Source organism: Microbacterium luteum (assembly GCF_015277875.1).
GTDB classification, from domain to species: Bacteria; Actinomycetota; Actinomycetes; order Actinomycetales; family Microbacteriaceae; genus Microbacterium; species Microbacterium luteum.
This window is the reverse complement of record NZ_CP063814.1, coordinates 1,229,224-1,255,315: the sequence shown is the minus strand read 5'-3', so window position 1 is coordinate 1,255,315 and position 26,092 is coordinate 1,229,224. Positions and strand designations below refer to the sequence as shown.

The following is a 26,092-nucleotide window of genomic DNA, read 5'->3' as shown; positions in this document are numbered from 1 at the left end:
AAAGGACCCGATGACCTCCTTCGCGGCCGAATCGATGCCGGGACAGGCGCCCCCGCCCGACTCGGTCGCGCCGCGGGATTCTTCTCCCACCACACCGACCTCGGTCGGTCGCCTCAACGACACCATCCGCGGGTTCATCGAGCGGTGGGGGTCGGTCTGGGTCGAAGGCGAGATCACCAGCTGGAACGTGCGCGGCGGCAACGTCTTCGGGCGCATCAAGGACCTCGCGACCGACTCGACCGTCTCGGTACGACTGTGGTCCTCGACCCGGCAGCGGATGCGGGGGGATTTCTCCGTGGGCGATCACGTGGTCGCGTGCGTCAAGGCGGACTACTTCCCCCGGTCCGGCGACTTCAGCTTCGCCGTGTCCTCCCTGCGACAGGTGGGTCTCGGCGAGCAGCTCGAGAGGATCGAGAAGCTCCGAGCCCAGCTTCGCGCCGAGGGGCTGTTCGACCCGGAGCGGAAGAAGCCGCTCCCCTTCCTCCCGCACGTCATCGGACTCATCACGGGCGAACGGTCCGACGCGGAGAAGGACGTGCACCGCAACGCCGAGCTGCGATGGCCGCAGGTGAGGTTCCGCACCCGCCATGCCGCCGTGCAGGGCGACCGGTGCGTGCCCGAGACGATCGCCGCCCTGCGCACTCTCGACGCGGACCCCGACGTCGACGTGATCATCATCGCCCGCGGCGGCGGAGATCCGCAGACGCTCCTCGGATTCAGCGACGAACGCCTGCTGCGTGCCGTCGCAGCGGCGGCGACGCCGATCGTGAGCGCGATCGGCCACGAGAACGATCGCCCGCTCCTGGACGACGTCGCCGACCTTCGCGCATCCACACCGACGGATGCGGCCAAGCGCGTCGTGCCGGACGTCGCGGAGCAGCGAGCTCTCGTGACCCACCTGCGCGCGCGGCTGACCGGCCGACTCACCCAGCGGGTCTCGCACGACATCAGCCAGCTCGAACATCTGCGTTCGCGCCCCGTGCTCCGCACACCGCAGACGATGCTCGAGTCCCGGTCGCACCACCTCTGGGTGGAGGTGGCGCGCGGTCGCGAGATCGTCGAACGACTCCTGGATGCGCAGCACCGCCGCGCCGCGGAGCTGCGCGCCTCGCTCCGGGCCCTCTCCCCGGCGTCCACGCTCGCCCGCGGGTACGCGATCGCCCATCTCGACAGCGGTGAGATCGTCCGCGACGCGGCCCAGGCACCCGCGGGCAGTCCGGTGGTTGTGACCGTCGGCCGAGGAGCCTTCGCGGCACGATCCGACGGCGAGATCACGGGCGGGCACCCCGCCGATGCCGCGACGAGTGACGAACGGACGACACCTAGGATGGAACCATGACCGAGACGAGCGCACCCGGCACGGATGTCGAGGGGCTCTCCTTCGAAGACGCGCGCGACGAACTCGTGCGGGTCGTCGCCCAACTCGAGCAGGGCGCTCCGACCCTGGAGGAGTCGCTGCAGCTGTGGGAGCGCGGGGAAGCCCTCGCCGACCGGTGCGAGCAGTGGCTGCTGGGGGCCAAGCGTCGCCTCGACGAGGCCCGCTCCCGTTCGGAAGACGCCGACGCTCCCTCCGGCGCCACCGCGTGATGGCCAAGCAGCCCCGCGTCGTCGCCGAGCTCGGGCGCCCGGAGACCCCTGATGAGACCGCCGCGCGCAAGGCGGCGTCATCCGCCGCCTACCGGTCGAGCAAGACCGTCCGCAACCTCGTCGTCGCCCTGCTCGTCACGCTCGGCATCGTGGCCGTGATCATCCTCGCCGTGCCGCGTGGACAGCTGCCGGCGACCGAGATCGACGTGGCCGAGACCGCCGCCACCATCGAATCGGGCGGAGACGACGACCTGATCGTGCCGGAGCTGCCCGAAACCTGGCGAGTGAACAGCGCCGTCGTCGAGAGCGACGACACCGTCCGCGCATGGACCATCGTGTACGTTCCGGAATCGGCGCAGGGTTACGTCCGCATCGAGCAGGGATTCGACGCGGACGCCGCCTGGGCCTCCCGCGTCCTCCGCGGCGCCGAGATCGAAGACACCGTCACCATCGACGGCATCACCTGGGATCGCTACGACGTCGGCACCTCCGGCGAAGAGGGCAACATCACCCAGGGGCTGGCGGTGGCCGCCGGTGCCGACACCGTCCTCATCTACGGCGACACCGACGAGGCGAGCCTCACGCAGGCCGCCGAGAGCGTCGCCGACCAGATCCGCGAGCTGCAGGAGGCATCGTGAGCGCACCCACCCCCGCCCAGGCCTGGACCGACATGGCGACCGGCAACGGCCGGTTCGTCGCGGGCGAGCCGCAGCATCCGCGGCAGGATGTCGAGCGTCGTCACGAGCTCGCCGCGGCACAGAAGCCGGTCGCGGCGCTGTTCGGATGCTCGGACTCCCGCCTGTCCGCGGAGATCATCTTCGACCAGGGCCTCGGCGATCTCTTCGTCGTGCGAAACGCCGGCCAGGTGATCTCGGACTCGGTCGTGGGGAGCCTGGAATACGCCGTCGCGGTGCTCGAGGTGCCGCTGATCGTCGTGCTCGGCCACGACGCGTGCGGCGCCGTCAGGGCGGCCATGGACAGCACCGCCGCCGACGCGGCACCCCTGCCCCCGCGCATCTGGCGACAGGTCGCGCCGATCGTTCCCGCGGCGCGTCGTCTCCAGCAGCAGCATCCGGGCGAGCCGCTCAACCCCGAAGAGGTCGGTCGCGAACATCTCCGCGACACGGTCGGCGAGCTGCTGCACTCGAGCGAGCTGATCAGCGACGCCGTCGCCGCCGGGCGCCTGGCGATCGTCGGGGCGAACTACCGCTTGTCCGAGGGCACCGCCGTGCCCGACATCACCGTGGGCGTCGTCGACGCCGACGCCTGAACGACTCTGAGAAACGGGAGGAACGACGACGTGACCGACACCGAGTACCGCATCGAGCACGACACCATGGGCGAGGTGCGCGTGCCCAAGAATGCGCTCTACGCCGCGCAGACCCAGCGCGCCGTGGAGAACTTTCCGATCTCGGGCGACCCGCTCGACCCGGCGCAGATCGTCGCCCTGGCGCGCATCAAGAAGGCCGCGGCGCTGGCCAACAAGGAGCTCGGCACACTCGACGGTGCGATCGCCGATGCGATCGCGGGTGCCGCCGACGAGGTCATCGCGGGGTCGCACGCCGACCAGTTCCCGATCGACGTGTACCAGACCGGCAGCGGCACCAGCTCGAACATGAACATGAACGAGGTGCTCGCCACGCTCGCGACGCGCGCGCTCGGCTCCCCCGTTCACCCGAACGACCACGTCAACGCCTCGCAGTCCTCCAACGACGTGTTCCCCACCTCGGTGCACATCGCCGCGACGCAGGAGATCATCGACGACCTCATCCCGGGACTCGATCACCTCGCGGTGGCCCTCGAGGCCAAGGCCGAGCAGTGGAAGGACGTCGTGAAGTCGGGTCGGACGCACCTGATGGATGCGACGCCGGTCACCCTCGGTCAGGAGTTCGGCGGCTATGCGCGCCAGATCCGCCTCGGCATCGAGCGGGTGCAGGCGGTCATCCCCCGCGTGGCCGAGGTGCCGCTGGGCGGCACCGCGACCGGCACCGGCATCAACACCCCGCTGGGCTTTCCGCAGAAAGTCCTCGAACTCATCGTGGCCGACACCGAACTGCCGATCACCGAGGCCAAGGATCACTTCGAAGCGCAGGGCGCGCGCGACGCCCTCGTCGAGGCATCGGGTGCGCTTCGCACCGTGGCCGTGTCGCTGACCAAGATCAACAACGATCTGCGGTGGATGGGATCCGGACCCAACACCGGTCTCGGGGAACTGCACATCCCCGACCTGCAGCCGGGATCATCGATCATGCCCGGCAAGGTCAACCCCGTGATCCCCGAGGCGACGCTCATGGTCTGCGCACGGGTGATCGGGAACGACGCCACCATCGCGTGGGCCGGCGGCACCGGCTCGTTCGAGCTCAACGTCGCCATCCCGGTCATGGGGACGGCTCTTCTCGAGTCGATCTCGCTCCTGGCCAACGTCAGCCGCGTCCTCGCGGACAAGACCATCGACGGCCTCGAGGCCAACATCGAGCGGGCCGCCGCCTTCGCGGGCATGTCGCCGTCGATCGTCACACCCCTGAACAAGATCATCGGCTACGAAGCGGCGGCGAAGATCGCCAAGCACTCCGTCGCCGAAGGGATCACCGTGCGGGAGGCCGTCATCTCGCTGGGCTACGTCGACCGCGGTGAGATCACGCTGGAGCAGCTCGACGAGAAGCTCGACCTGCTCTCGATGACGCATCCGGGCTGATCGTGACCGCCGGCACCCCTCGGCGCGATAATCGAGGGATGTCGTCCCTGCCACGCCCCCTGTCGGCGAGAGCGCGCATCCTCGGCGCGATCGTCGCCGTCGCCGCGGTGGGGCTGATCGTCGTCGGCAGCGTCACGTTCCTCGCGCAGCGGGAACGCACGCTGACCACCGTCGACGAGCGCTTGCGCACGCAGGTCGAGCAGCTGCGCACGGTGGCCGTCACCACCGACGAGAGCGCCGGGGCTCCGGCATCCGACGGCGGCGACGACGACCTCGTGCTGGAGGACTTCGCCTCGGTCGAGGAATACCTGCAGACCGCGGTCGCCCGCCTCGTGCCGGCGCGGAACGAGGGCTCCGCCGCGATCGTCGACGGCGAGGTGCAGTATCGCCCCACGACGCTGTCGGGGTTCGACATCGCCGACGACAGCGAACTCGTCGACGCCGTCGTGGCTGCGGTCGACGAATCCGACCGCACCGTCCTGGGCACCGTGTCCACGGAGCGCGGCACACTGCGATACATCGCGATCCCCGTCGAGCTCGACGAGGATTCCTCGTCGGGAATCTACGTGCGTGCCGTCAACCTCGACGCCGAGCTGCAGCCCGTGATCGCCTCGATGATCACCTTCGGCGTCGTCGCGCTCGCCGTGGTCGTCGCGATCGGCTTCGTCGCCTGGTTCGTGGCCGGACGGCTGCTCTCCCCCATCCGGCACCTGCGGGATGCCGCCGGCGTCATCACCCTGGCTGACCTGTCACCCCGCCTGAGTCCGCAGGGCAACGACGACATCTCGGACATGACGCGCACCGTCAACGAGATGCTCGATCGCCTCGAAGGCTCGGTCGATGTGCAGCGTCAGCTCCTGGACGATGTGCGGCACGAACTGAAGACGCCGATCACGATCGTGCGCGGGCACCTGGAGGTCATGAACCCGGACGACCGGGACGACGTCGTCGCGACGCGCGACATCGGTATCGCCGAGCTCGACCGCATGACCCGCCTGGTCAGCGACATCGATCTCCTCGCGACCGTCGAAGGCGACGAGCTCGAGATGAAACCCGTCAGCCTCGCGGTCCTCACCGCACGCGTCGGCGAACTCGTCGCCGTCATCCCCGGCCACCACTGGCAGATCGAGCACACGGCGCGGGGGAAGGTCGTCGGCGACAAGGATCGACTCCTGCAGGCGTGGCTGCAGCTCGCCGACAACGCCGCCAAGTACACCCCCGAAGGCACCCCGATCGAGATCGGAAGCACCCTCGAGCCGTCGGGTGCTCGCCTGTGGGTCCGCGATCACGGGCCGGGGATCCCCCGCGCGCAGCGTCACCGCATCTTCCGGCGCTTCGATCGCGCCCACGGATCCCGCGCCGTGGGAGGCTCGGGACTGGGCCTGGCGATCGTCGATGCGATCGCGAAGGGCCACGGGGGTCGATGCGTCGTGACCGACACGTCCGGCGGCGGCGCGACCTTCACGATCCACCTGCCGTCCCCGACCTCCGAGCTGCCTGCCCCCGTGCGCGCCGGAGACGTGCTCCAGAGAGAGGCCTCGTCGTGACCCTGATCCTCATCATCGAAGACGAACCGCGCATCGCCTCGTTCGTGGGGCGCGGCCTGGAATCGGCCGGCTACGCGACGGCCGTCGTCGAAGACGGTGCCGAGGGGCTCGCCCGGGCGCTCGACGACGATGTGGCGCTCGTACTGCTGGACGTCGGCCTGCCGTCCATGGACGGGTTCGAGGTGCTTCGCCGCCTCCGCGGCCACGGCTCGGCGGTTCCGGTCATCATGCTCACGGCGCGCTCGAGCACACGCGACACCGTCGACGGACTCGACGCCGGCGCGAACGACTACGTCCCGAAGCCGTTCACCTTCGACGAGCTCCTCGCACGCATCCGTTCCCGGCTGCGCGAACACGCCGCGCCCGCCGGCACGTCGGTGTCCCACGGCGACGTGACCCTCGACATCCTCGGTCGCCGGGCGACTGTGGGCGGCCGAGAGGTCGAACTGTCGGCGCGAGAGTTCGCGCTCGCCGAGCAATTCCTGCGCAGTCCTGGTCACGTGCTGAGCCGCGAGCAGCTCCTCAGCCGGGTCTGGGGACTCGATTTCGACCCGGGCTCCAACGTCGTCGACGTCTACGTGCGCTACCTCCGCGGCAAGCTCGGCGCCCACCACATCGCCACCGTGCGCGGCGCGGGCTACCGGTGGGAATAGCCACCGGCGCGGAAGAGCCCCCGGCGTCGCGGGGCGCCGGGGGCTGAGGTGCCAGGCGGGGGGGGGACCGTGGCATCTTCCATGCTCCCGCTCTCAGATGAGAGCCGGAGGAAAGGCCGATGAGAGTCCTCTCATGTCCGTCAGGACAGCTCCCCCGCTTCCAGCAGCTCCGTCACGAGCGCAGCGATGGCCGAGCGCTCCGAACGCGTGAGCGTGACGTGTCCGAAGAGGTCGTGGCCCTTCAGCGTCTCGATCACGGACGCGACGCCGTCGTGGCGCCCGACGCGCAGGTTGTCACGCTGCCCGACGTCGTGGGTGAGCACGACGCGGGAGTTCTGCCCGATCCGGCTGAGCACCGTCAGCAGCACATTGCGCTCCAGAGACTGGGCTTCGTCGACGATCACGAACGCATCGTGCAGCGAGCGACCGCGGATGTGGGTCAGCGGCAGCACCTCCAGGAGCCCGCGCTCGACCACCTCGTCGAAGACGTTCGACGAGACGATGGAACCGAGGGTGTCGAAGACGGCCTGACCCCACGGATTCATCTTCTCGCCCTGATCGCCCGGCAGGTAGCCCAGCTCCTGCCCGCCGACGGCGTAGAGCGGCCGGAAGACGATGATCTTCTTCTGCTGCTGACGTTCCAGGACGGACTCCAGGCCCGCGCACAGCGCGAGAGCGGACTTGCCCGTGCCGGCGCGGCCACCGAGCGAGACGATCCCCACGTCGGGATCCATCAGCAGGTCGATCGCGATGCGCTGCTCGGCCGATCGACCGTGCAGGCCGAACATGTCCCGGTCACCGCGCACCAGCCGGTAGGAGCCGTCTCCGGTCACCCTCCCGAGTGCGGAGCCGCGTTCGGAGTGGATGATCAAGCCCGTGTTCACCGGGAGGCCCACGACGTCGTCGCTGACGGCCACTTCGCTCTCGTAGAGGTCGCTGATGTCATCGCCGGAGACGTCGATCGAGGCGATGCCGGTCCACCCGGAGTCGACGGCCTGCTCGGCGAGGTATTCCTCCGAGCTGATGCCGAGCGAGGCGGCCTTCACCCGCATGGGCATGTCTTTGGAGACGACCACCACCTCGGTGCCGTCCTGTGACAGGTGCATCGCCACCGCGAGGATGCGGGAGTCGTTGTCGCCCATCCGCATACCGGACGGGAGCACCGCGGCGTCGGTGTTGTTGAGCTCGACACGCAGCGTGCCTCCCTCACCGATCGGGATCGGGAAATCCAGCCGGCCGTGATCGGTGCGCAGGTCGTCGAGCAGGCGCAGCGCCTGCCGGGCGAAGTAGCCGATCTCGGGATCGTGGCGCTTCCCCTCCAGCTCGGAGATCACCACAACCGGGATGACGACATTGTGCTCGGCGAACCGCGAGATGGCCCGTGGATCGCTCAGCAGAACCGAGGTGTCCAGCACGTAGGTGCGAAGCGCCTGGTCCTGGTCGTCGGGGATCGCCTCCCCCAGACCCGCGGTGCCCTCGTCCTGTCGGCGCTGCATGTGTGGTGCTCGTGCGGTCACAACCCACTCCCCGCTCCGGGTCCGGTACCCGGGAACTCGAGTCGACCGTGGGTCACGAGTCGCGATCCTTCGAGGCCGACTCGACCGGGCGCCTTGCCCGATGCTCTGAAGCTACGACCGCGAACGGCGACACGCCATCCCGACACGCTGTCCGCGCGTTACGCCGGAGTGAATTCCTGGATGCGACGACGTGACGCCGCATCCGTTCAGCTGCCGTAGCGCCGATCGCGCTCTGCGTAGTCGCGCATCGCGCGCAGGAAGTCCACCTCGCGCAGGTCGGGCCCGAGCGCTTCGACGAAGTAGAACTCGCTGTGCGCGGACTGCCACAGCAGGAAGTCGCTGAGACGCTGCTCGCCCGACGTGCGGATGACCAGGTCCGGATCGGGCTGTCCGCCCGTGTAGAGGTGCTCCCCGATCTGCTCCGGAGTGAGGCTCTCCGCGAGATCCTCCAACGAACCGCCGCTGCGGTGGTGGGCGGAGATGAGGCTGCGAACCGCGTCGACGATCTCGCCGCGCCCGCCGTACCCCACGGCGAGGTTCACGTGGAGACCTCGATGCTCCACCGTGCGCGCCTGCGCGTCCGCGAGCACACGAGCGAGGTCCGGAGGCAGATTCTCGGATCGACCCACGTGCTGCACCCGCCAGTCCCGTTCCCGGGAGAGCCCTTCGGCCAGCTCCGCGATGATCTCCACCAGATCGGACAGCTCCTGGGAATCGCGCTTGCGCAGATTGTCGTTGGAGAGCAGGTACAGGGAGACGACCCTCACGCCGATGTCGTCGCACCAGCGCAGGAACTCGCGCATCTTCGCCGCTCCGGCGCGGTGCCCATGGGCGGCGGAGTCGAATCCGAGCTGACGCGCCCACCTCCGGTTGCCGTCGATCATCATCGCGACGTGGTGCGGCACCGTCTCCGGAGTGAGACTGCGGCGCAGCCGGCCGATGTACAGGCGATACAGCGGTCCCCTGCCCTGCTTCATCTGCGTCACCTCCCTAACGTACCGCCGGTCCCGAAGCCGAGACGGTCCGGTGACGCGTGCGCCCGGCGGCATACTCCGACGCGTACGCTCGGATCATGGCCCGCCGAGAGCGCACGATCGTGTCCGACGAGGGCGCGAAGATGCCCGAGCTCCCCCTCCTCGAGGCGACGGCCCTCAGCGCCCAGACGGAGGTGAAGCCCAGCTGGCGCGGGTGGATCCACGCCGGCACCTTCCCCGTCGCGATCGCCGCCGGCATCGTTCTCATCGTGCTCGCGCAGGGAGCACCGGCGAAGTGGTCGTCCGCGGTGTTCATGGCCACGTCGCTGCTGCTGTTCGGCAACTCGGCCCTGTACCACCGCTTCTCGTGGAAGCCGACCATGCGCGCCACGCTCAAGCGCATCGATCACGCCAACATCCTGCTTCTGATCGCCGGCACCTACACGCCGATCGCCGTGCTCGCACTGCCGACGTCGAAGTCCGTGCTGCTGCTGTCCCTCGTGTGGGGAGGGGCGATCCTCGGGATCCTGTTCCGCGTCTTCTGGATCGACGCACCGCGATGGCTGTACGTCGCGCTGTACCTGGTGCTCGGATGGGCCGCGGTGATGTACATCGTCGACCTCTTCGCGGCCAACCCGGCGATGATGATCCTCGTGATCGTCGGCGGCCTCCTGTACACGGGAGGCGCCGTGGTCTACGCGCTCAAGCGCCCCAACCCGTGGCCGGGTCACTTCGGCTTCCACGAGATCTTCCACGTCTGCACCGTGCTGGCGTTCCTGTGCCACTGGACGGCGTGCCTGCTCATCGCCCTGCAGCCCGCCTATCACGCGGGCTGATCTCCCCGCGTCAGCGGCGCGGCTCGGCCGGGTCGTCTCCGCTGCTCACCGGGCCATCCTCATCGGGTGCAGCGGGCTCCCCGCCGGCCCGTGCGTCGGCGGCCGCCTGCTCGGCGTCGAGCTGCTCGTCGATGTCAGCCCGGATGCGTCCTCGACGGATGCGACGCAGCATGTCGGTGATGAGCACGATGACCGCCACGCCCAGGAGTGCGAACACGAGGAAGCCCCACGGGCCGGGCGTCACCAGATCCGGGTCGACGAGCTCGGCAGGGGTCGGCGTGGGTGTCGCGGTCGCCAGAGCGACGAGCGCATCGTGCATGTTTCCTCGATCCGCGCCGGAGCGCATAGCCTGGTCTTCAGCCTAATCTTCCGGAGCAGTGCCGCATGACGACCCCCGAGCAGCTCGACGACCGGTACGGTCGCACGCCTTCCGCGCGACGACGCGTCGTCGCCGGTGTCGCCATCGGCGTCGGTGCACTCCTGGCCGGAGCGATCGCCTGGGGTGCGGTGAGCAACGTCCTCGACGACGTGGAGGTCGAGACGGTCGCGTTCGAGGTCGTCGACGAGCATTCGGTGACCCTCAGCTTCCAGATGGCCGCGCCCGCCGGGCGCGACGTGGCGTGCGCCCTGGAGGCCCGGGATCCCGATCACGGCGTCGTCGGATGGAAGATCGTGCAGTACCCCGCGTCCGAACGGCACTCGGTCGCCGTTCGGGAGGACATCCCGACCGTCGGCGAAGCCACCACCGGTTTTGTCAACACGTGCTGGGTGACGTAGTCTGTCGAGACACAGACGACTGACGCCCCGGCCGATGCCCGGGGCGTTTCGGTTACCCGCACCGGAATTCTCGTTCGACAGTCCGGTCCGAACCAGCAGTCCCATCCGAACCGAAGGAGATGTGACGTGTCCAGCGATGCCCAGGTGACGTTCCTCACGCAGGAGGCGCACGACCGACTGACGGCCGAGCTCGAACACCTCTCGACCACCGGTCGCGAGGAGATCGCCAAGCGTATCGAGGCCGCGCGCGAAGAGGGCGACCTCAAGGAGAACGGCGGATATCACGCCGCGAAGGACGAGCAGGGCAAGCAGGAGGCGCGCATCCGCACCCTCCAGTCCCTGCTGAAGTCCGCCAAGGTCGGCGACTCGCCCCAGAGTCACGGCGTGGTCGAGCCGGGAACCGTCGTGACCGCGGTCATCGCCGGAGGCGAGGAGACGTTCCTGCTCGGAAACCGCGAGATCGCCGGCGGCACAGAGCTCGACGTGTACAGCGAGGTCTCCCCGCTCGGCGAGGCCATCCTCGGCCGCAAGGAAGGCGAGAAGGTGTCGTACACCGCCCCGAACGGCAAGGAGATCGCCGTCGAGATCGTCAAGGTCGAGACGTACGACGGTCAGTGAATCCCGGGCGGCCTCGAGCGGCCTGCCCCGAACGGGTCGCTTCGCGCGTGTGCGCGGATGCGGCCCGTTCGGCGTTCAATCGGGGACGACTGTCGCGGTGAATCCCGCCTGCTCGAGCGTGGAGATGACGTGTGCGCGGTGTTCCTCGCCGCGCGTCTCGACGCTGAGCTGAAGGATCACCTCGGAGATCTGCAGTCCCTGACCGTGACGGGTGTGCAGCACCTCGATGACATTGGCCCCGGCGAGCGCCAGCAGCTCGGACACCTTGGCCAGCTGGCCGGGCCGGTCGGGCAGCGGAATCCGCAGGCTCATGTAGCGCCCCGAGGCCGCGAGCCCGTGTGCGACGACGCGCTGCAGCAGCAGCGGATCGATGTTGCCGCCGGAGAGCACCGTCACGGTGGTGCCGGTCGCGGTGACTTTGCCCGCGAGCATCGCCGCGACACCGACGGCGCCCGCCGGCTCGACGACCTGCTTCGCGCGCTCGAGCAGCACCAGCAGTGCGCGCGCGATGTCGTCCTCCGTCACGGTGACGACCTCGTCGACGAGGTCGTGGATGATCTCGAACGGCAGGTCCCCCGGTCGCGCGACGGCGATCCCGTCGGCGATCGTGGGTCGCGTTGCGACCTCGAGGGGCTTGCCCGCCGCCATCGACGAGGGATACGCGGCGGAATTCTCCGCCTGGACGCCGACGATGCGAACGCGCCGACCGTCGGCCGCCGCACGCGCCTTCACGGCCGCAGCGACGCCGGCGAGGAGGCCGCCGCCGCCGATGCCGAGCACGACCGTCTCGAGATCGGGAACCTCGTCGTAGAGCTCGATCCCGAGCGTTCCCTGGCCGACGATCACGTCTCGGTGGTCGAAGGGGTGGATGAGCACGGCGCCGGTCCGCTCGGCGTACTCGGCGGCCAGGCGCAGTGGAGTCTCGACGGTGGCCCCTTCGAGCACGACGTCGGCGCCATAGCCACGGGTGGCGAGGAGCTTCGGGACCGGCACGCCCAGCGGCATGAAGATGGTCGCGGGGATGCCCAGGGTCTGCGCCGCGAGCGCGACCCCCTGCGCATGGTTGCCCGCCGAGGCGGCGACGACACCGCGTTCGCGCTCCTTCTCGCTCAGGCGCGACAGACGGTAGGTGGCACCGCGGATCTTGAACGACCCGGTGCGCTGCAGGTTCTCGAGCTTGAGATGCACCGGCACGCCGAGCAGGTCGGAGAGGAACTGCGAGCGGTCCGTCGGGGTGCGGGTGATCACGCCGTCCAGGGTGGCGGCGGCATCGGCGAAGTCTTCGATGGTGGGGGCGCTCACGCGCGCGTCCTCCTCGTTCTCGGGACGGTGGTCCAGATCAGATCCGCCGTCACACGCGGATCGGCGCCGGTCTCCCAGGCGCGCTCGCCAAGATAGACCGCGACGACGTTGACGAACGCGGCCAGCGGCACCGCGAACAGAGCACCCGGGATGCCGGCGATCATCGCACCGCCGGCCACGACGAGGACGACCGCCAGCGGGTGGACCTTCACCGCCGACCCCATGAGCAGCGGCTGCAGCACGTGACCCTCGAGCTGCTGCACCCCGAGGACGACCAGGAGCATCCACAGCGCGATCCACGGACCGCTGTAGACCAGCGCGAGGAAGACCGCGAGAGCCCCGGTCACGACGGCTCCGACGAACGGGATGAACGCGCCGAGGAACACCAGCACGCCGATGGGGATCGCCAGCGGCACCCCGAGGAGCGCGGCGCCGACTCCGATGCCGATGGCGTCGATCGTGGCGACCAGCAGCTGGGTGCGGGCGTAGTTGATGACGGTGACCCACCCCGCCCTGGCGGCTCCGTCGACGGCCGCGCGCGTGCGCTTCGGGAACAGCTTCGTGGTCCAGCGCCAGATGCCGGCGCCGTCGGCGAGCAGCGTGATGAGGATGAAGACGGCCAGGAGGGCACCGGTCGCCACGTGTCCGACGGTCGTGCCGATGGCGAGGGCTCCCGACCAGAGCAGTTCGGCCTGCTGCTGCAGGAATGTTCCCGCCTGGGTGAGGAGATCGTCGATCTGCCGCTCCGTCAGGTGCAGGGGACCCTGAACGAGATAGTCCCGCACCTCCCCCACCGCTTCGACGGTACGCTGCTGCACCGACGGCCACTCGCGCGAGATCTGCCAGGTCACCAGCCACACGAGGCCGGCGACGACGGCGAAGGTGCCCAGGAGCGCGATGACGATGGCGATCCAGCGCGGGAAGCGGTGCCGGATCATCCAGGAGAAGAAGGGCCACAGCAGCGCCGTCACGAGGATGGCCACCATCATGGGGATGACCAGCAGCTTCAACTGGATGATCAGCCAGATGAGCACGCCGATCGCGGCGGCGATGAGCAGGAAGCGCCACGCGTACTCCGCTGTCAGACGCAGCCCACGCGGAACCTGCTCGCTCAGCTCTCCCGAGACGATGCGGGTGCGATCGCGCAGTGCGGAGAAGAACGAGCCACGGGACGTGTCGTCTGGACCGCTCATCACGCCAGTCTAGGTCCCCGCGAGGCCGGGGCCGCGTCGGAGGGGGCCGTTAGGCTGACCGGGTGAAGGAGACGCTGAGCGCCCCGGAAGCGCGTCGGATCGCGCTGGCCGCCCAGGGCTTCGGCAAGCGCCCCGTCGACGGCCGCGCGGGGGTGCGCACGCTCGGTGCGACCATCCGCCGCCTCGGCACTCTCCAGATCGATTCCGTGAACGTCTTCGCGCGATCGCACTACATGCCGCTGTTCTCGCGCCTGGGGAGCTATGAGACCGCCGACCTGGATCGGCTTTTGTTCGCGCGGCGGGCGCCCTTCGTCGAGTACTGGGCCCACGTGGCCGCGTTCATCCCCGCGGCGGACTGGGGACTGTTCGATTTCCGGATGCGGGAGCTGCGCCGGAAGTACGACGCCCCCGACGGCTGGACGCGGCGCCACGCCGAGACCGTGTCGTGGGTGCGCGACGAGCTCTCCGCCCGCGGACCGTTGCGTCCGGCCGACATCGAGCGAGACGCCCACCGGTCCCGGCGCGGACCCTGGTGGGACTGGGACGAGGTGAAGTCCGCCCTCGAGTACCTGTGGCTGTACGGCGAGGTCGCCATCGCCGGACGCCGGGGATTCGAACGCCGCTACGGCCTGGCCTCCCAGGTGATCCCGGACGACGCACGCACTCCCGTGCCCCGCGACGACGCGATCCGCGAGCTCGTCCGTCGAGCCGCGGCGGCATACGGGGTCGCGACCGTCGCCGATCTCGCCGACTACTGGCGCATCCGCGACCGCAGGGCGATCCTCGCCGCCGTCAGCGACCTCGTCGATGCGGGCGACCTCTCGCCCGTGAGGGTCGAGGGCTGGACCTCGGGCGGGCGTCCCGCCAAGGCGTGGGTCCATCGCGACGCGCGACTGCCGCGGCACGTCGAGGCCGCGGCCGTGCTCACGCCCTTCGATCCGGTGGTGTGGTTCCGCGACCGCGCCGAGCGCTTGTTCGACTTCTCCTACCGGATCGAGATCTACACCCCCGCGAACCGCCGCCGGTTCGGCTACTACTCCCTGCCCGTGCTCGTCGGCGACGACATCGTCGGGCGCGTCGATCTCAAGGCGGACCGACCGACGGGCCGACTGCTCGTCCAGTCGGCCTGGTGGGAGCACGGCGCCCCCCGCGACGCCGCCGAGGCGGTCGCAGATCGGCTGCGCGCCGCTGCTTCCTGGCAGGGTCTGGAGACCGTCTCGGTTTCGCACTGGGGTGATGCGACCGACGACATCGCTCGAATGCTCGGCGGCGCACCCCGCCACGATGCCGGACCGATCGGCCCCGAAGCCCTCTCTCCCGCCGAGCCCGATGCGCCGGCCGAGGTCGCCTCGTGAGCCGTCGCGTCGCGGTCGTCGTCGCATCGGTCGCCGTGGTGCTCGGAGCCGCAGCGATGGTGTGGTGGTGGACCTCGACCGCCGATCGGGCATCGGCCCCGCGGGATATCGCGCAGGTCTACCTCACCGCGCTCGAGCAGGGCGACATCGACACCATCCAGGAGGTTCGGAGGGGATCGCTCTCGCCGCTCGCGATCGACGCGTTCGCGGGCGCGGACCACATCGTCGACGCGCGGATCGACGATGTGGTCGTGGACGGCGACGAGGGCGCGGTGACCGCCTCGGCGGAGCTCGCCGGGGAGCGCCGGCCGCTGCAGTTCGCCGTGATCGGCGACAGCGACGGCTGGAAGGTCGCCGGTGACGACCTCGGTGAGCTGTCGGCATCCACCACTCCCGGCGCAGCCGTCACGATGGGCGACGCGGTGGTCGAGGCCGACACCGTCGTCGACGTGCTTCCGGCGGTCTACCCCGTCGTCGCCGTTCCCGAAGAGGTGCTGTCGGGTCGGACGGATGCCGTGATCACCCCGCAGCAAACGGTGCACGTCGTCGTCGAGACCGAACTCGCCGCGGGGGCCGTCGACGCCGTGCAACGCGCGGTCGATGCGTGGGCCGAAGCGTGCACGGTCTCCGCGCAGAGCGTTCCCGCCTCGTGCGGATTCGACGTTCCGTGGCCGGCCGACTTCACGTCCATCGCGTCGATCGACTACCGCATCGATGCCTACCCGAGCGTGGCCGACCTCGGTGTCGACGGCGTCCTCGTCGCCTCCGACGGAGTGCTCGTCGCCACCGTCCGCGGCCAGGCGCGGGAAGGCGACGAACCGCGCACCTACCGCACCGACGACTGGATGATGCGCGGCGCGATCACCTTCGACGGCGCGCAGCTGGTGATTCGCGCCTTCTGAGCCCACAGCGGCTTCTGACACCTCAGAAGGAGCCGCCGATCTCATGGAGTCGTGCGATGCGGTCGGGAATCGGCGGGTGGGTCGCGAACATCTTGGCGAAGGCCTTCGGCGCGAGCGGATTCGCGAACCACAGATGCGCCATGGACGTGTTCTCCCGCTGCAGCGGCCTCCCCTCCTGGGAGAGCTTGGCCAGAGCCGACGCGAGCCCGTCCGGGTCGCGGGTGGTCAGGGCGCTCGTGGCATCCGCCAGGTATTCGCGCTGACGCGAGATCGCCGCCTGCACGACCCCGGCGAGAAGGGGTGCCACGATCGCGGCGACGAGGCCGAAGATCATGAAGAGCAGCTGCGCCTGCCCGTTGTTGCCGCCTCCGCGCCGCATCCCGCCGAAGAACGCGGCACGCAGCATGATGTCGGCGAGGATCCCGACGGCCACGACGAGACCGAAGACGATGAGCGAGACGCGGATGTCGTAGTTCCGGATGTGGCCCAGCTCGTGCGCGAGGACTCCCTCGAGCTCACGATCGGTCATGATCTCGAACAGTCCCGTGGTGACGGTGATGGCCGCTTTCTCGGGCGTGCGCCCCGTCGCGAACGCGTTGGGGGCGGCATCCTCGACCACGTAGAGCTTCGGCATCGGCGTTCCGGTCGTGATGCAGAGGTTCTCCACGAGCCGGAAATATCGTGGCGCGTCGTGCGACGACACCTCGACTGCTCCCGCCATCGCGAGCGCTTCCCGGTCGGCGAAGAAGTACTGCACGGTGGCGTATCCGGCCGCGAACAGCAGGATGAACCCGGTCACGAACCAGTTGTTGCCCAGGAGCCAGCCGGCGATCCATCCGATCGCCCCCAGCACCAGGACGAAGCCGATGAGGATGAACCACGTGTTGCGCTTGTTCCGCGCGATGGCGCTGTACACGGTCGGTCCTCCTTCGCCGTGTGAACTGCGATGCGGTACGTCAGCTGTTGCGTCAGAACTGCACGCGCGGCGGCTCCGAGATCGCGGCGCCGTCGACGACCTCGAAGAACTCGCGCTCGCTGAACCCGAGGTTCTTGGCGAAGAGGTTGTTCGGGAAGACCTTGATCTTGGTGTTCAGCTCCCGGACGCCGCCGTTGTAGAACCGGCGCGATGCCTGGATCTTGTCCTCGGTGTCGACGATCGCCTGCTGGAGCTGGAGGAAGTTCTGGCTGGCCTGAAGCTGGGGGTAGGCCTCCGCCACCGCGAAGATCGACTTCAGCGCCTGCTGCATGTGCCCTTCGGCGACGCCCGCTTCCGCCGGACTCGCCACGTTCAGCGTCTCCGCGCGAGCGCGCGTGACGTTCTCGAAAACCGCCTTCTCGTGCGCGGCATACCCCTTCACCGCCTCGATCAGATTCGGGAGCAGGTCGGCGCGTCGCTTCAGCTGCACGGTGATGTCGCTCCACGCCTCGTCGACGCGAACGTTCAACTGCACCAGCGAGTTGTACGTCGCCCACAGGTAGATACCGGCGATGACGACGATCGCGACGACGATGAGGACCGGGATAAGCCATTCCCACATGGTCGCCATCCTAGTCCGCACCCGCGGACCTCACGTGCCCGAGCCGCGGACTCCCAGCACTCCCGCGGGCTGCGGGGTCACTCCCCCAGGACGCGCGTGAGGTACCGGTTGCCGAACAGGCGATCGGGGTCGAGGCGGTCGCGCAGCGCCACGAAGTCCGCGAAGCGCGGGTAGCGCGGGCCGAGATCGGCGACGCCGAGCGTGTGCATCTTCCCCCAGTGCGGCCGTCCGTCGTGTGCGAGCATGATCTGCTCGACGGCCTCGAAGTACTCCGACGGATCCTCGCGCCAGTATCGGTGGACCGCGATGTAGGCCGTGTCGCGGTCGTACGCCGTGGACAGCCACCGGTCGTCGGCCGCGGCGAAGCGCACCTCGACGGGGAAGGACACGCGCCATCCCTCGTCGTCGATGAGGCCACGCAGCCGGTCGAAGGCCGCGCCCACGGCCGATGCGGGCAGCGCGTACTCCATCTCGCGGAAGCGCACCGATCGGGAGGTGGCGAACACCTTGTGCGACGCGTCGGTGAAGGCGCGGTCCCCCCAGAGCCGCACCGAGGCCTGCGCGATGGCAGGCACGCTGGCTGGCACCGCCTTGGCGATGCCGCACGCCGCCTGATGCAGGGCACCTCCGACGAGGGTGTCGTCCACCCAGCCCCCGATGACGCCGAGAGGCTTGCGCGGCGCGCTCTCGGGCAGGCGCGTGTTCGTCTTCGTCATCGCGCTGTCGGTGTGGGGGAACCAGTAGAACTCGAAATGATCCGCCTCGGCCGCGCGCCGATGCAGGCTCGCACGGACCTCGTCGAGAGGCTCCGGCTTCTCCACCGCGCTCAGCAGGAACGCCGGGACGCACTGCAGGGTGACCTCGACGAGGATGCCCAGCGCGCCGAGCCCGAGGGCGACGGCCGGAAGCATGTCGGCGTTCTCGTGCTCGTTCACCCGGAGCATCTCGCCGTCGCCCGCGACGAGCGCCACGCCGACGACCTGGGTCGAGAGTCCTCCGAAGCGTACTCCCGTGCCGTGTGTTCCGGTCGAGATGGCCCCGGAGATCGACTGGCGGTCGATGTCGCCGAGATTCGCCATGGCCAGCCCGTACGGCGCGAGCAGTTTCGGGATCTGATGCAGCCTCGTTCCCGCGAGGAACGTCACGCGGGCCCGCTCGGCGTCCACCGAGACCACCCCCGAGAGGTCGGTGAGATCGAGCAGAGCACCGGGCGCCACCGCGATGCCGGTGAAGCTGTGGCCCGCGCCGACGGCCTTGATCGGCATCCCCCGCTCTCGCGCCGCCGTCACCGCTCGCGCCACCGCACCCACCGTGCGCGGAAACTCCATCCGCTGCGGTCGGACGGCGGCCGATCGCGCCCAGTTGCGCCACGTCGCCCCGGGTCGTGTCATAGGAACGCCTTCCCCTCGCCGCGATAGGTCGGCGCCTCGCCGGCGATCTCGCCGTCTGCCACGAGCAGGACGCCATCGACGTGCTCCGCCGTCTCGCCGCTCTTGGCGTGCCGGAACCAGACCCGGTCGCCGATCGCGAGGGATCCCGCCGAAGCGCCTCGGAGGGGCGTCTGCACCTCGCCGGCCGCCTCGCGGGCGAGGGTGCGCAGCGCCTTCGGCCACACCGGTGCCGGCTGCCGCGACGGCGTCGGTGGCCCCGACGCGATCCATCCGCCTCCCAGCACCGTGACCATGTCGGGAGCCGGACGCCGGACGACCTTGAGCGCGAAGGCGGATGCCGGCGCCGGATGAAACCCGCGGTAACCGTCGAAGAGATGGCCGGCGAGCAGTCCGCTGCCGGCGGTGAGCTCGGTCACGGAGCGATCGGATGCCGTCGACTCGAGCGAGCCGGTTCCCCCGCCGTTGACGAACTCCAGGGGCGCGATCTCGCGCAGCGCGGCGACGATGCCGGCCCGTCGGTCGTGGAGCTCGGCGGCCGAGCGTCGCTTCATCCACCGCATGACCGGCGCATCGGTGCCGACGGCGTCCGGCTGGCCGGCGATCTGCGCCTCGTACATCATGAGTCCCACGAGCCGGAACCCGGGGCGGGCGACGATGGCCCGGGCGAGGCGGGCGACGTCGGCGGCGGCGAACAGCGGCGATCGGCGGACGCCGACGTGACCGAGCGCGGCCGAGCGCCAGGAGGCGTCCGCGTCGATCGCGACGCGCACCTCGCAGCGCGCGGTCGGGGCGGCGACGGCGTCCAGAAGATCCAGCTGCGCCGGGTCGTCGACCATGATCGTCACCCGCGCCGCGGCGCGCTCGTCGGCTGCGAGGCGGGCGAGCGCCGCGCGATCGGCCGAGGGGTAGCCCACGACGATGTCATCGTGGGCCTCGGCGAGCCACAGCGCCTCGGGCAGCGTGTAGGCCAGCAGCCCCGCGTAGCCGGGCAGCGCGAGCGTCGCGTCGAGCACCTCCCGCACGCGCACCGACTTGGTCGCGATCCGGATCGGCACGCCGCGCGCGCGGACGAGCATGTCGAGGGCGTTGTGGCGCAGCGCATCGAGTTCGACGACCGCGCACGGCCCCGAGACGTCGGAGACCGCATCCGTGAGGCGACCCCAGTACGCCGCTGCGTCATGCCACCCGGGTGTGGTGGCCTCCCGCGCCAGCAGATCGATCATGTGCCCCCGCTGGGATTCGAACCCAGACTGAAGCGATTTTAAGTCGCCTGCCTCTGCCGGTTGGGCTACGGGGGCGCCGCAGCATCCCCCACGCTACCGCTCAGCGCGCGGCGGCCTTCTCCTTGTCGGCGTCGGCCTTCTTCTCGGGCTCGGCCGGTCGCGGGCGCGCCGCGAACTCCTCGAAGACGTAGCGGGGGTTCTGCACGCTGGAAAGGCTCACGATGTCGCGACCGAGCCAGAGGTTGTTCCACCAGCCCCAGATCACCCGGAACTTGCGCTCCCACGTGGGCATCGCGAGACCGTGGTAGCCGCGGTGCGCGATCCAGGCGATGAAGCCCTTCAGCGCGAGCTTGCCGGACTGGAAGACGCCGTTGTACAGGCCGAGCCCGGCGACGGCTCCCAGGTTCTTGTGGACGTAGTCCTTGGGGTCCTCGCCGCGCAGGACCGCCGTGATGTTCTTCGCGAGCAGCTTGCCCTGGCGCACGGCGTGCTGTGCGTTCGGCACGCACATGCCGCCCACGCCGCCACCGGTGAGGTCGGGCACGGCCGAGACGTCGCCGGCCGCCCAGGCGCCCTCGACGATCTCCTCGTCGGTCCCCACGCGCAGATCGGGACGGGTGCGGATGCGGCCCCGCTCCTCGACGGGCAGGTCGCTGCCGCGCACGACGGTCGGGTTGGCCATCACGCCTGCGGTCCAGATGATCAGATCCGACGGCAGGGTCTCCCCGGTCGAGAGCTCGACGTTGCCGTCGACGGCACCCTTGACCTGAGTGTCCAGGTGAACGTACGCGCCCCGCTTGGCGAGGTCCTTCAGCACCCATTCGCTCGTGGGCAGCGACACCTCGGGCATGATGCGACCCATCGCCTCGATGAGGTGGAAGTGGGTGTCCTCGAACGAGATGGTCGGATACTTCGCCAGCAGCGACGATGCGAACGAGCGGAGCTCGGCGAAGACCTCGATGCCGGCGAAGCCGCCGCCGACGACGATGACCGTCAGCAGACGATCGCGCTCGGGTCCGGCGGGGATCATCGCGGCCTTGTCGAAGTTGTCCAGGAGCTGGTCGCGGATCGCGACGGCCTCTTCGATCGTCTTGAGGCCGATGGCGTTGTCGGCGATCCCGGGGATCGGGAACGTGCGCGAGACGGCCCCGGCGGTGACGACGATCTGGTCGTACGTCTCGGTGAAGGGGTCGCCGATCTCGGGGGTGACGGTCGCCGACTTCGACGCGTGGTCGATGCCGGTGATCTTGCCGGTGAGGATGCGCGTGCGCTTCAGGTGGCGTCGCAGCGACACCACGGAATGACGCGCCTCGATCGAGCCGGCAGCGACTTCCGGCAGGAACGGCTGGTAGGTCATGTAGGGAAGCGGGTCGACGATGGTGACCTCGGCTTCTCCCTTGCGCAGAGTCTTTTCGAGCTTCCAGGCCGTGTAGAAACCTGCGTATCCGCCACCGACGATGAGGATCTTGGGCACGGTGTTGGTCACGAGTGGGGTACTCCCTGAGTCAGCGGCTGGGCGTTCGGGACGCCGATCGGATGCGTCGGACAGCTGCGGTGACGCCGAGCGCCACCAGTATAGCGGCGCTGGTGACCATGACGAGCGGGAGGGTGCCGTACAGCAGGGTCTCCCGGGTCGGCAGCAGCGGCGAATCATCGCGAGAGAGCGATTCGGCCGGAGGAAGGGCCTCGATCTCGACCGGCTCCGCGGTCGGCTGGGCCACGGGCCCTGCATCCGCCCGCCGGTAGATGCGGATCCACTCCTCGAGGCTTCCCATCGGATTCGTGGTGACCGTCGGCACGGAGGCGTTCACCGCCGCGTCGGCGTCGACGAGCCCATAGCCGTAGAGGACCGAGGAGCCCTCGGCCGGGGTCGTGGTGCGGATGAGTCGGTTGATGACGTTGTTCGCATCGAGGTCGGGATGCGCCGAGCGCACGAGTGCGGCGATGCCGGCCACGATCGGGGCGGCACCGCTCGTGCCGTCCCACTGCACGACGGCACCGTCTGCCGAGACGCCGAGCAGCTTCTCGCTGGGCGCCGATACGCCCAGGGTGATGCCCTGCGTCGAGGCTTCGACGCTGGCGGTCCCCTCGGGGTCGACCCCGGCGACGGTGAGCACGCCCGGGATCGTCGCCGGCGCCCCGACGGTCGACGTGCCGCTGCCGCGGTTGCCGGCGGCGACGACGATCACCACGTCGTTGTCGAAGGCGTACTGGAACGCGCTGTCCCAGCTGGTGTCCCAATCGGTCGTGTTGGTGGTGAAGGAGAGATTGATGATGTCGGCTCCGTTGTCGACCGCCCAGCGGATGCCGTCGGCGACCTGGTCCACGAACGGCACGGCGGCGGAGGAACCGAAGCCGACCGAGATCGAGAGCAGATCCGCCTCCGGCGCGACGCCGATCATCCCGGTGTCGGCCCCGGTGCCCCGCGCGGCGGCGAGGGAGGCCACCCAGCTGCCGTGGCTCGCGTCGACGGCGCCGACCGGCGTGCGGCCGTCGGTCGATCCGAGACCGGACATGTCCGTGCCGCCGACGACGGCGGGATCCAGCTCGACGGGACCCCGCGCGATGCCGGTGTCGATCACCGCGATCGTGACCCCCGCTCCCCGGGTCGTCTCCCATGCCTCGGTGATGCCGTAGTCGTCGAGCCAGTACTCCAGTCCGCGCACCGGATCGATGACGTCGTCGGGAGAGTCGGCGTCTGCGGGGGGCGTGGCGGCGGTCGACCCGGTGAGGAGGGTGACCCCGAGGAGAGCCGCGGCGACGGCGGCGACCACGCGCTTCATGTCGTCGCCGCTCCGGGTTCGGCGCACACGCACACCGCGGGCGACCAGTCGCCGCGTTCGAGGGCCAGGTCGCCGATCGGGTTCACCCCCGGGCCGGCCGCGAGGCTGTGAGCGGCGAGCGCGTGAAGGCACTTCACGCGCGTGGGCATACCGCCCGCGGAGACACCGTCGATCTCGGGGACCTCCCCGTACGGCGCCCGGTCGGCGAGGTAGGCCTCATGGGCACGCTGGTAGGCGTGGGCGACGTCGTCATCGTCGGCCAGGAGGACGTTGTACTCGACCATCACCTGTGTCGCCTCCAGCGCCGACATCGCCGCGGTCGCGCCCGGGTGGGTGAGGTAGTAGAACGTGGGGAAAGGCGTGCCGTCATCCAGTCGGGGCGACGTGGCGACCACCGTCGGGTTGCCGCAGGCGCAGCGCGCGGCGACGCCGACGACGCCGCGCGCGGGCCGCCCGAGCTGGGCGCGGAGCACATCCCGCTCGGCGTCGGTCACGGGCGCGAAGGGCGAAGGGATCACGCGCGCCACGTTACCGGGCGCGTCTGGACCGCCGCTGGGTCGCCGGCCCGCACGCACTCACGGGGTCGGGTCATCCGTCGGCTCGGACGTAGCCGGATCCTCGGTGCCGCTGTCCACGGGAACGACCGTCTGGGCGAGGCCGGCCTCGGTGACCGATCTGACCATCTGCGTCATCCAGTCGTTCCGGGTCTGCTCGACGTCCTCACTGACGGGTTCCTGCTCCTGCGGCAGATCGGCCGACGCGAGGTCGTTGTCGACGAGGTAGACCACCTCGCCCGGCTTGACGTAGTAGAGGCGCTCTCGCGCCTGGGTCGTGATGAAGGCCGGGTCGCGCCAACGATCCTGCTGGGCCTCGAGGTCTTCGACGTCGTCCTGCGCGAGCGCGACCGCCGCCTCGAGAGCGTCGATGCGCTGACGCTGCTCGACGTAGGTGCCGATGGTGGGAACGAGCACGAAGGCCGCCAGCACCACCAGGCCGAGCATGATCACCATGAACCCGGACAGCCGGATGCCGCCGAGCCACGTGCGCACGTCGACCGGACGGCGCGTCCGGGAACGCGAAGAGGGAGCCGTCGTCTTGACCACGGCTCCCCCTCTCGTCGTTCGTGCGGTGTATCAGCCCGTGAAGCGCGGGAAGGCTGCGCGGCCGATGAACTCCGCCGCGTCGCCCAGCTCCTCCTCGATGCGCAGAAGCTGATTGTATTTCGCCACGCGCTCGCTGCGTGCGGGCGCGCCGCTCTTGATCTGACCGGCACCGGTGGCGACGACGAGGTCGGCGATCGTCGTGTCCTCGGTCTCGCCCGAGCGGTGCGAGAGCATCGCCGTGTAGCCCGCACGGTGCGCCATGTCGACCGCGTCGAGCGTCTCGCTCAGCGTTCCGATCTGGTTGACCTTCACCAGCAGCGAGTTCGCGACACCGCGGCCGATGCCGTCGGCCAGACGCTGCGGGTTGGTGACGAAAAGGTCGTCTCCGACGAGCTGGGTCTTCGTGCCGAGCACGTCGGTGAGCGCCTTCCAGGCGTCCCAGTCGTCTTCGGCGAGCGCGTCCTCGATCGTGACGATCGGATAGTCGTTCACGAGCCCGACGTAGTAATCGGTGAGTTCGGCAGCGGTCCAGTCCTTGTTCTCCAGGCGGTAGACGCCGTCGGAGAAGAACTCGGTCGCCGCGACATCCAGGCCGAGCGCGATGTCGGTGCCGGGAGTCAAGCCCGCCTTCTCGATCGCCTTCACCAGGAAGTCCAACCCCTCGCGGTTGCTCGGAAGATCGGGGGCGAACCCGCCCTCGTCGCCGAGTCCGGTGGCGAACCCGGCAGCCTTCAGCTCGCCCTTGAGGACGTGGTAGACCTCGGTCCCCCAGCGCAGCGACTCCGAGAAGGTCTCGGCCCCGATCGGGGCGAGGAAGAACTCCTGCATGTCGATGCCGTTGTCGGCGTGCTCACCGCCGTTGATGACGTTGAACAGCGGCACGGGCAGGATGTGCGCGTTGGGTCCGCCGAGGTAGCGGAACAGCGGCAGATCCGCCGAGTCTGCGGCCGCCTTGGCCACCGCGAGCGACACGCCGAGGATGGCGTTCGCGCCGGTGCGCCCCTTGTTGTCGGTGCCGTCGGTGGCGATGAGGATCTCGTCGACGATGCGCTGTTCGCTCGCCTCGACGCCCTCGATCGCGGGCCCGAGCTCGTCGATCACGGCCTCGACGGCCTTGAGGACGCCCTTGCCGTTGTAGCGGCCCTTGTCGCCGTCACGCAGTTCATATGCTTCGAAAGCGCCGGTGGAAGCGCCCGACGGGACGGCGGCCCGCTGGACGATGCCGTCGTCGAGGAGAACCTCCACCTCGACGGTCGGGTTTCCGCGCGAGTCGAGGATCTCGCGTGCGCCTACAGCCTCGATAAGTGCCACTGAGGACTCCTTGTCAGATGGAGGGTGGGTCTTCGGAACGTCGTCGGTCCGAAGACGAGTCTAGTGATGACCGCGCTCGACGCCACCGGCGTCGCGCGCCGGCCCCGGCTCGACCACGATCGCGAGGGCGATGCCGTCCCATCCCTTCGCGTCGAGGGTCTGCAGGGCGGTCGCGTCGAAGCGCGGATCGCGCGCGAGCATCTCCAGCCCTCGCTGGGTGCCGATGACGTTCGACGCTGTGGTCGCGGGATTGGCGACTTCCCCTCCTCGGCCGACGTTGTCGACGACGACGACGGTTCCGGGGCGCCCCAGACGCGCCGCCCAATCGAGGTAGATCGTGTTCGATTCCTTGTCGGCGTCGATGAACACGAGATCGAACGGCTCGCCGCCGGACAGGGTCGGAAGCACATCCGCAGCACGGCCCTCACGCACCTCGACGCGGTCGGCGAGACCCGCCCGGGTGATGTTCGCCCGGGCCAGTGCCGCATTGACCGGCTCCGCCTCGATGCTCACCACGCTCCCGCGTTCCGGCAGCGCGCGTGCCAGCCAGATGGTGGAGTATCCGCCGAGGGTCCCGATCTCGAGGATGCGCCGCGCACCGGCGATGCGGGTCAGCAGGTGCAGGAACTTGCCGTTGACGGGGGCGACCTCGATAGACGGAAGGCCCGCCGCGTTCTGGTCGTCGACGGCGGCGTCGAGGGTGGGGTCGTGACCGACGAGGGTCTCGGTGAGGTAGCGATCCACGCGTCGCCACGCGTCAGGTGTGGGGTCGGCCATTCCCCCAGCA

General features: G+C 69.7%; 27 protein-coding genes and 1 tRNA gene. 12 read left to right on the top strand and 16 right to left on the bottom strand.

The window, feature by feature from the left end; translation table 11 throughout:
- Window positions 1-10 precede the first annotated feature (10 nt).
- The 7 genes from xseA to IM777_RS06080 are packed head-to-tail and all read left to right on the top strand — an operon-like array spanning window position 11 to window position 6,482.
- Window positions 11-1,339, top strand: a complete 1,329-nt coding sequence (gene xseA, locus IM777_RS06110; RefSeq protein ID WP_071042889.1) for an exodeoxyribonuclease VII large subunit — start codon at window positions 11-13, stop codon at window positions 1,337-1,339.
- On the top strand, window positions 1,336-1,587 hold the full coding sequence (locus IM777_RS06105) for an exodeoxyribonuclease VII small subunit (protein WP_071042888.1): 252 nt from the start codon (window positions 1,336-1,338) through the stop codon (window positions 1,585-1,587). Before xseA ends, IM777_RS06105 begins: the two co-directional genes overlap by 4 nt.
- Window positions 1,587-2,225: a DUF4245 family protein gene (locus tag IM777_RS06100; RefSeq protein WP_194384960.1), complete on the top strand. Its 639-nt coding sequence runs from the start codon at window positions 1,587-1,589 to the stop codon at window positions 2,223-2,225. Before IM777_RS06105 ends, IM777_RS06100 begins: the two co-directional genes overlap by 1 nt.
- 32 nt (window positions 2,226-2,257) lie before the next feature.
- On the top strand, window positions 2,258-2,857 hold the full coding sequence (locus tag IM777_RS06095; protein ID WP_083336368.1) for a carbonic anhydrase: 600 nt from the start codon (window positions 2,258-2,260) through the stop codon (window positions 2,855-2,857).
- A 30-nt stretch (window positions 2,858-2,887) separates the two neighbouring features.
- Window positions 2,888-4,282 (top strand): class II fumarate hydratase, encoded by a 1,395-nt coding sequence (locus IM777_RS06090; RefSeq protein ID WP_194384959.1) that lies wholly within the window; start codon window positions 2,888-2,890, stop codon window positions 4,280-4,282.
- Between the two features lie 38 nt (window positions 4,283-4,320).
- Entirely contained in the window at window positions 4,321-5,829 is a 1,509-nt protein-coding gene (locus IM777_RS06085) for a sensor histidine kinase (RefSeq protein ID WP_071042884.1), read from the top strand.
- Window positions 5,826-6,482 (top strand): response regulator transcription factor, encoded by a 657-nt coding sequence (locus tag IM777_RS06080; RefSeq protein ID WP_071042883.1) that lies wholly within the window; start codon window positions 5,826-5,828, stop codon window positions 6,480-6,482. Before IM777_RS06085 ends, IM777_RS06080 begins: the two co-directional genes overlap by 4 nt.
- A gap of 140 nt (window positions 6,483-6,622) precedes the next feature.
- On the opposite strand, the gene IM777_RS06075 is transcribed toward IM777_RS06080, so the two are convergent.
- Window positions 6,623-7,978: an RNA 5'-3' helicase PhoH2 gene (locus tag IM777_RS06075; RefSeq protein WP_071042882.1), complete on the bottom strand. Its 1,356-nt coding sequence runs from the start codon at window positions 7,976-7,978 to the stop codon at window positions 6,623-6,625.
- 227 nt (window positions 7,979-8,205) lie between these two features.
- The gene (locus tag IM777_RS06070) at window positions 8,206-8,976 is read right to left on the bottom strand and encodes an isoprenyl transferase (RefSeq protein ID WP_194385469.1); all 771 of its coding nucleotides are present in this window, start codon (window positions 8,974-8,976) and stop codon (window positions 8,206-8,208) included.
- 140 nt (window positions 8,977-9,116) lie between these two features.
- Between IM777_RS06070 and trhA the strand changes: the two genes are divergently transcribed.
- Window positions 9,117-9,809, top strand: a complete 693-nt coding sequence (gene trhA / locus IM777_RS06065; RefSeq protein WP_083336367.1) for a PAQR family membrane homeostasis protein TrhA — start codon at window positions 9,117-9,119, stop codon at window positions 9,807-9,809.
- Window positions 9,810-9,819: 10 nt separating this feature from the next.
- Here the strand turns inward: trhA and IM777_RS06060 are convergent, their stop codons facing one another.
- Window positions 9,820-10,128 (bottom strand): hypothetical protein, encoded by a 309-nt coding sequence (locus IM777_RS06060; RefSeq protein WP_071042879.1) that lies wholly within the window; start codon window positions 10,126-10,128, stop codon window positions 9,820-9,822.
- A 65-nt stretch (window positions 10,129-10,193) separates the two neighbouring features.
- On the opposite strand from IM777_RS06060, the gene IM777_RS06055 reads away from it, so the two are divergent.
- Both IM777_RS06055 and greA read left to right on the top strand, forming a co-directional pair.
- Entirely contained in the window at window positions 10,194-10,586 is a 393-nt protein-coding gene (locus IM777_RS06055; protein ID WP_194384958.1) for a DUF4307 domain-containing protein, read from the top strand.
- 126 nt (window positions 10,587-10,712) lie between these two features.
- Complete coding sequence (gene greA / locus IM777_RS06050) at window positions 10,713-11,204, top strand: transcription elongation factor GreA (RefSeq protein WP_071042877.1); 492 nt, start codon at window positions 10,713-10,715, stop codon at window positions 11,202-11,204.
- 75 nt (window positions 11,205-11,279) lie between these two features.
- Here the strand turns inward: greA and ilvA are convergent, their stop codons facing one another.
- Together ilvA and IM777_RS06040 are read right to left on the bottom strand one after the other, a co-directional pair.
- Window positions 11,280-12,506, bottom strand: a complete 1,227-nt coding sequence (ilvA, locus tag IM777_RS06045) for a threonine ammonia-lyase (protein ID WP_071042876.1) — start codon at window positions 12,504-12,506, stop codon at window positions 11,280-11,282.
- Window positions 12,503-13,699, bottom strand: a complete 1,197-nt coding sequence (locus IM777_RS06040) for an AI-2E family transporter (RefSeq protein WP_071042875.1) — start codon at window positions 13,697-13,699, stop codon at window positions 12,503-12,505. Before IM777_RS06040 ends, ilvA begins: the two co-directional genes overlap by 4 nt.
- A gap of 62 nt (window positions 13,700-13,761) precedes the next feature.
- Between IM777_RS06040 and IM777_RS06035 the strand changes: the two genes are divergently transcribed.
- Both IM777_RS06035 and IM777_RS06030 read left to right on the top strand, forming a co-directional pair.
- Entirely contained in the window at window positions 13,762-15,054 is a 1,293-nt protein-coding gene (locus IM777_RS06035) for a winged helix-turn-helix domain-containing protein (protein WP_194384957.1), read from the top strand.
- The gene (locus IM777_RS06030) at window positions 15,051-15,956 is read left to right on the top strand and encodes a hypothetical protein (RefSeq protein WP_194384956.1); all 906 of its coding nucleotides are present in this window, start codon (window positions 15,051-15,053) and stop codon (window positions 15,954-15,956) included. Before IM777_RS06035 ends, IM777_RS06030 begins: the two co-directional genes overlap by 4 nt.
- Before the next feature lie 22 nt (window positions 15,957-15,978).
- Here the strand turns inward: IM777_RS06030 and IM777_RS06025 are convergent, their stop codons facing one another.
- The 11 genes from IM777_RS06025 to IM777_RS05975 form a co-directional block, all read right to left on the bottom strand.
- Window positions 15,979-16,872 (bottom strand): M48 family metalloprotease, encoded by an 894-nt coding sequence (locus tag IM777_RS06025; RefSeq protein WP_071042872.1) that lies wholly within the window; start codon window positions 16,870-16,872, stop codon window positions 15,979-15,981.
- 52 nt (window positions 16,873-16,924) lie between these two features.
- Window positions 16,925-17,494 (bottom strand): LemA family protein, encoded by a 570-nt coding sequence (locus IM777_RS06020; protein WP_194384955.1) that lies wholly within the window; start codon window positions 17,492-17,494, stop codon window positions 16,925-16,927.
- 77 nt (window positions 17,495-17,571) lie between these two features.
- Window positions 17,572-18,885 (bottom strand): D-arabinono-1,4-lactone oxidase, encoded by a 1,314-nt coding sequence (locus IM777_RS06015; RefSeq protein ID WP_194384954.1) that lies wholly within the window; start codon window positions 18,883-18,885, stop codon window positions 17,572-17,574.
- On the bottom strand, window positions 18,882-20,108 hold the full coding sequence (locus IM777_RS06010; RefSeq protein ID WP_194384953.1) for an alanine racemase: 1,227 nt from the start codon (window positions 20,106-20,108) through the stop codon (window positions 18,882-18,884). The genes IM777_RS06015 and IM777_RS06010 overlap by 4 nt, the downstream gene beginning before the upstream one ends.
- A 1-nt stretch (window position 20,109) precedes the next feature.
- Window positions 20,110-20,183, bottom strand: a tRNA-Leu gene (locus IM777_RS06005).
- 25 nt (window positions 20,184-20,208) lie between these two features.
- Window positions 20,209-21,582 carry an NAD(P)/FAD-dependent oxidoreductase gene (locus tag IM777_RS06000; RefSeq protein WP_071043356.1) on the bottom strand — a complete coding sequence of 458 codons (1,374 nt, stop codon included), beginning with the start codon at window positions 21,580-21,582 and terminating at the stop codon, window positions 20,209-20,211.
- Between the two features lie 31 nt (window positions 21,583-21,613).
- Window positions 21,614-22,891 carry a S8 family serine peptidase gene (locus IM777_RS05995; protein WP_194384952.1) on the bottom strand — a complete coding sequence of 426 codons (1,278 nt, stop codon included), beginning with the start codon at window positions 22,889-22,891 and terminating at the stop codon, window positions 21,614-21,616.
- Window positions 22,888-23,409 (bottom strand): DUF501 domain-containing protein, encoded by a 522-nt coding sequence (locus IM777_RS05990; RefSeq protein WP_143003616.1) that lies wholly within the window; start codon window positions 23,407-23,409, stop codon window positions 22,888-22,890. The genes IM777_RS05995 and IM777_RS05990 overlap by 4 nt, the downstream gene beginning before the upstream one ends.
- Window positions 23,410-23,466: 57 nt before the next feature.
- Complete coding sequence (locus IM777_RS05985) at window positions 23,467-23,994, bottom strand: FtsB family cell division protein (RefSeq protein WP_228480973.1); 528 nt, start codon at window positions 23,992-23,994, stop codon at window positions 23,467-23,469.
- Window positions 23,995-24,024: 30 nt separating this feature from the next.
- Entirely contained in the window at window positions 24,025-25,305 is a 1,281-nt protein-coding gene (gene eno, locus IM777_RS05980; protein WP_194384951.1) for a phosphopyruvate hydratase, read from the bottom strand.
- A gap of 60 nt (window positions 25,306-25,365) precedes the next feature.
- Entirely contained in the window at window positions 25,366-26,082 is a 717-nt protein-coding gene (locus tag IM777_RS05975; RefSeq protein ID WP_071042867.1) for an O-methyltransferase, read from the bottom strand.
- Window positions 26,083-26,092: the final 10 nt, after the last annotated feature.

Bases quoted from the DNA above. Each gene is read 5' to 3' on its own strand.
- xseA (WP_071042889.1), top strand. From the start codon at position 11: ATGACCTCCTTCGCGGCCGAATCGATGCCGGGACAGGCGCCCCCGCCC.
- IM777_RS06105 (WP_071042888.1), top strand. From the start codon at position 1,336: ATGACCGAGACGAGCGCACCCGGCACGGATGTCGAGGGGCTCTCCTTC.
- IM777_RS06100 (WP_194384960.1), top strand. From the start codon at position 1,587: ATGGCCAAGCAGCCCCGCGTCGTCGCCGAGCTCGGGCGCCCGGAGACC.
- IM777_RS06095 (WP_083336368.1), top strand. From the start codon at position 2,258: ATGGCGACCGGCAACGGCCGGTTCGTCGCGGGCGAGCCGCAGCATCCG.
- IM777_RS06085 (WP_071042884.1), top strand. From the start codon at position 4,321: ATGTCGTCCCTGCCACGCCCCCTGTCGGCGAGAGCGCGCATCCTCGGC.
- IM777_RS06075 (WP_071042882.1), bottom strand. From the start codon at position 7,978: ATGCAGCGCCGACAGGACGAGGGCACCGCGGGTCTGGGGGAGGCGATC.
- IM777_RS06070 (WP_194385469.1), bottom strand. From the start codon at position 8,976: ATGAAGCAGGGCAGGGGACCGCTGTATCGCCTGTACATCGGCCGGCTG.
- trhA (WP_083336367.1), top strand. From the start codon at position 9,117: ATGCCCGAGCTCCCCCTCCTCGAGGCGACGGCCCTCAGCGCCCAGACG.
- IM777_RS06060 (WP_071042879.1), bottom strand. From the start codon at position 10,128: ATGCACGATGCGCTCGTCGCTCTGGCGACCGCGACACCCACGCCGACC.
- IM777_RS06055 (WP_194384958.1), top strand. From the start codon at position 10,194: ATGACGACCCCCGAGCAGCTCGACGACCGGTACGGTCGCACGCCTTCC.
- IM777_RS06040 (WP_071042875.1), bottom strand. From the start codon at position 13,699: ATGAGCGGTCCAGACGACACGTCCCGTGGCTCGTTCTTCTCCGCACTG.
- IM777_RS06020 (WP_194384955.1), bottom strand. From the start codon at position 17,494: ATGTGGGAATGGCTTATCCCGGTCCTCATCGTCGTCGCGATCGTCGTC.
- IM777_RS06015 (WP_194384954.1), bottom strand. From the start codon at position 18,885: ATGACACGACCCGGGGCGACGTGGCGCAACTGGGCGCGATCGGCCGCC.
- IM777_RS06010 (WP_194384953.1), bottom strand. From the start codon at position 20,108: ATGATCGATCTGCTGGCGCGGGAGGCCACCACACCCGGGTGGCATGAC.
- IM777_RS05995 (WP_194384952.1), bottom strand. From the start codon at position 22,891: ATGAAGCGCGTGGTCGCCGCCGTCGCCGCGGCTCTCCTCGGGGTCACC.
- IM777_RS05975 (WP_071042867.1), bottom strand. From the start codon at position 26,082: ATGGCCGACCCCACACCTGACGCGTGGCGACGCGTGGATCGCTACCTC.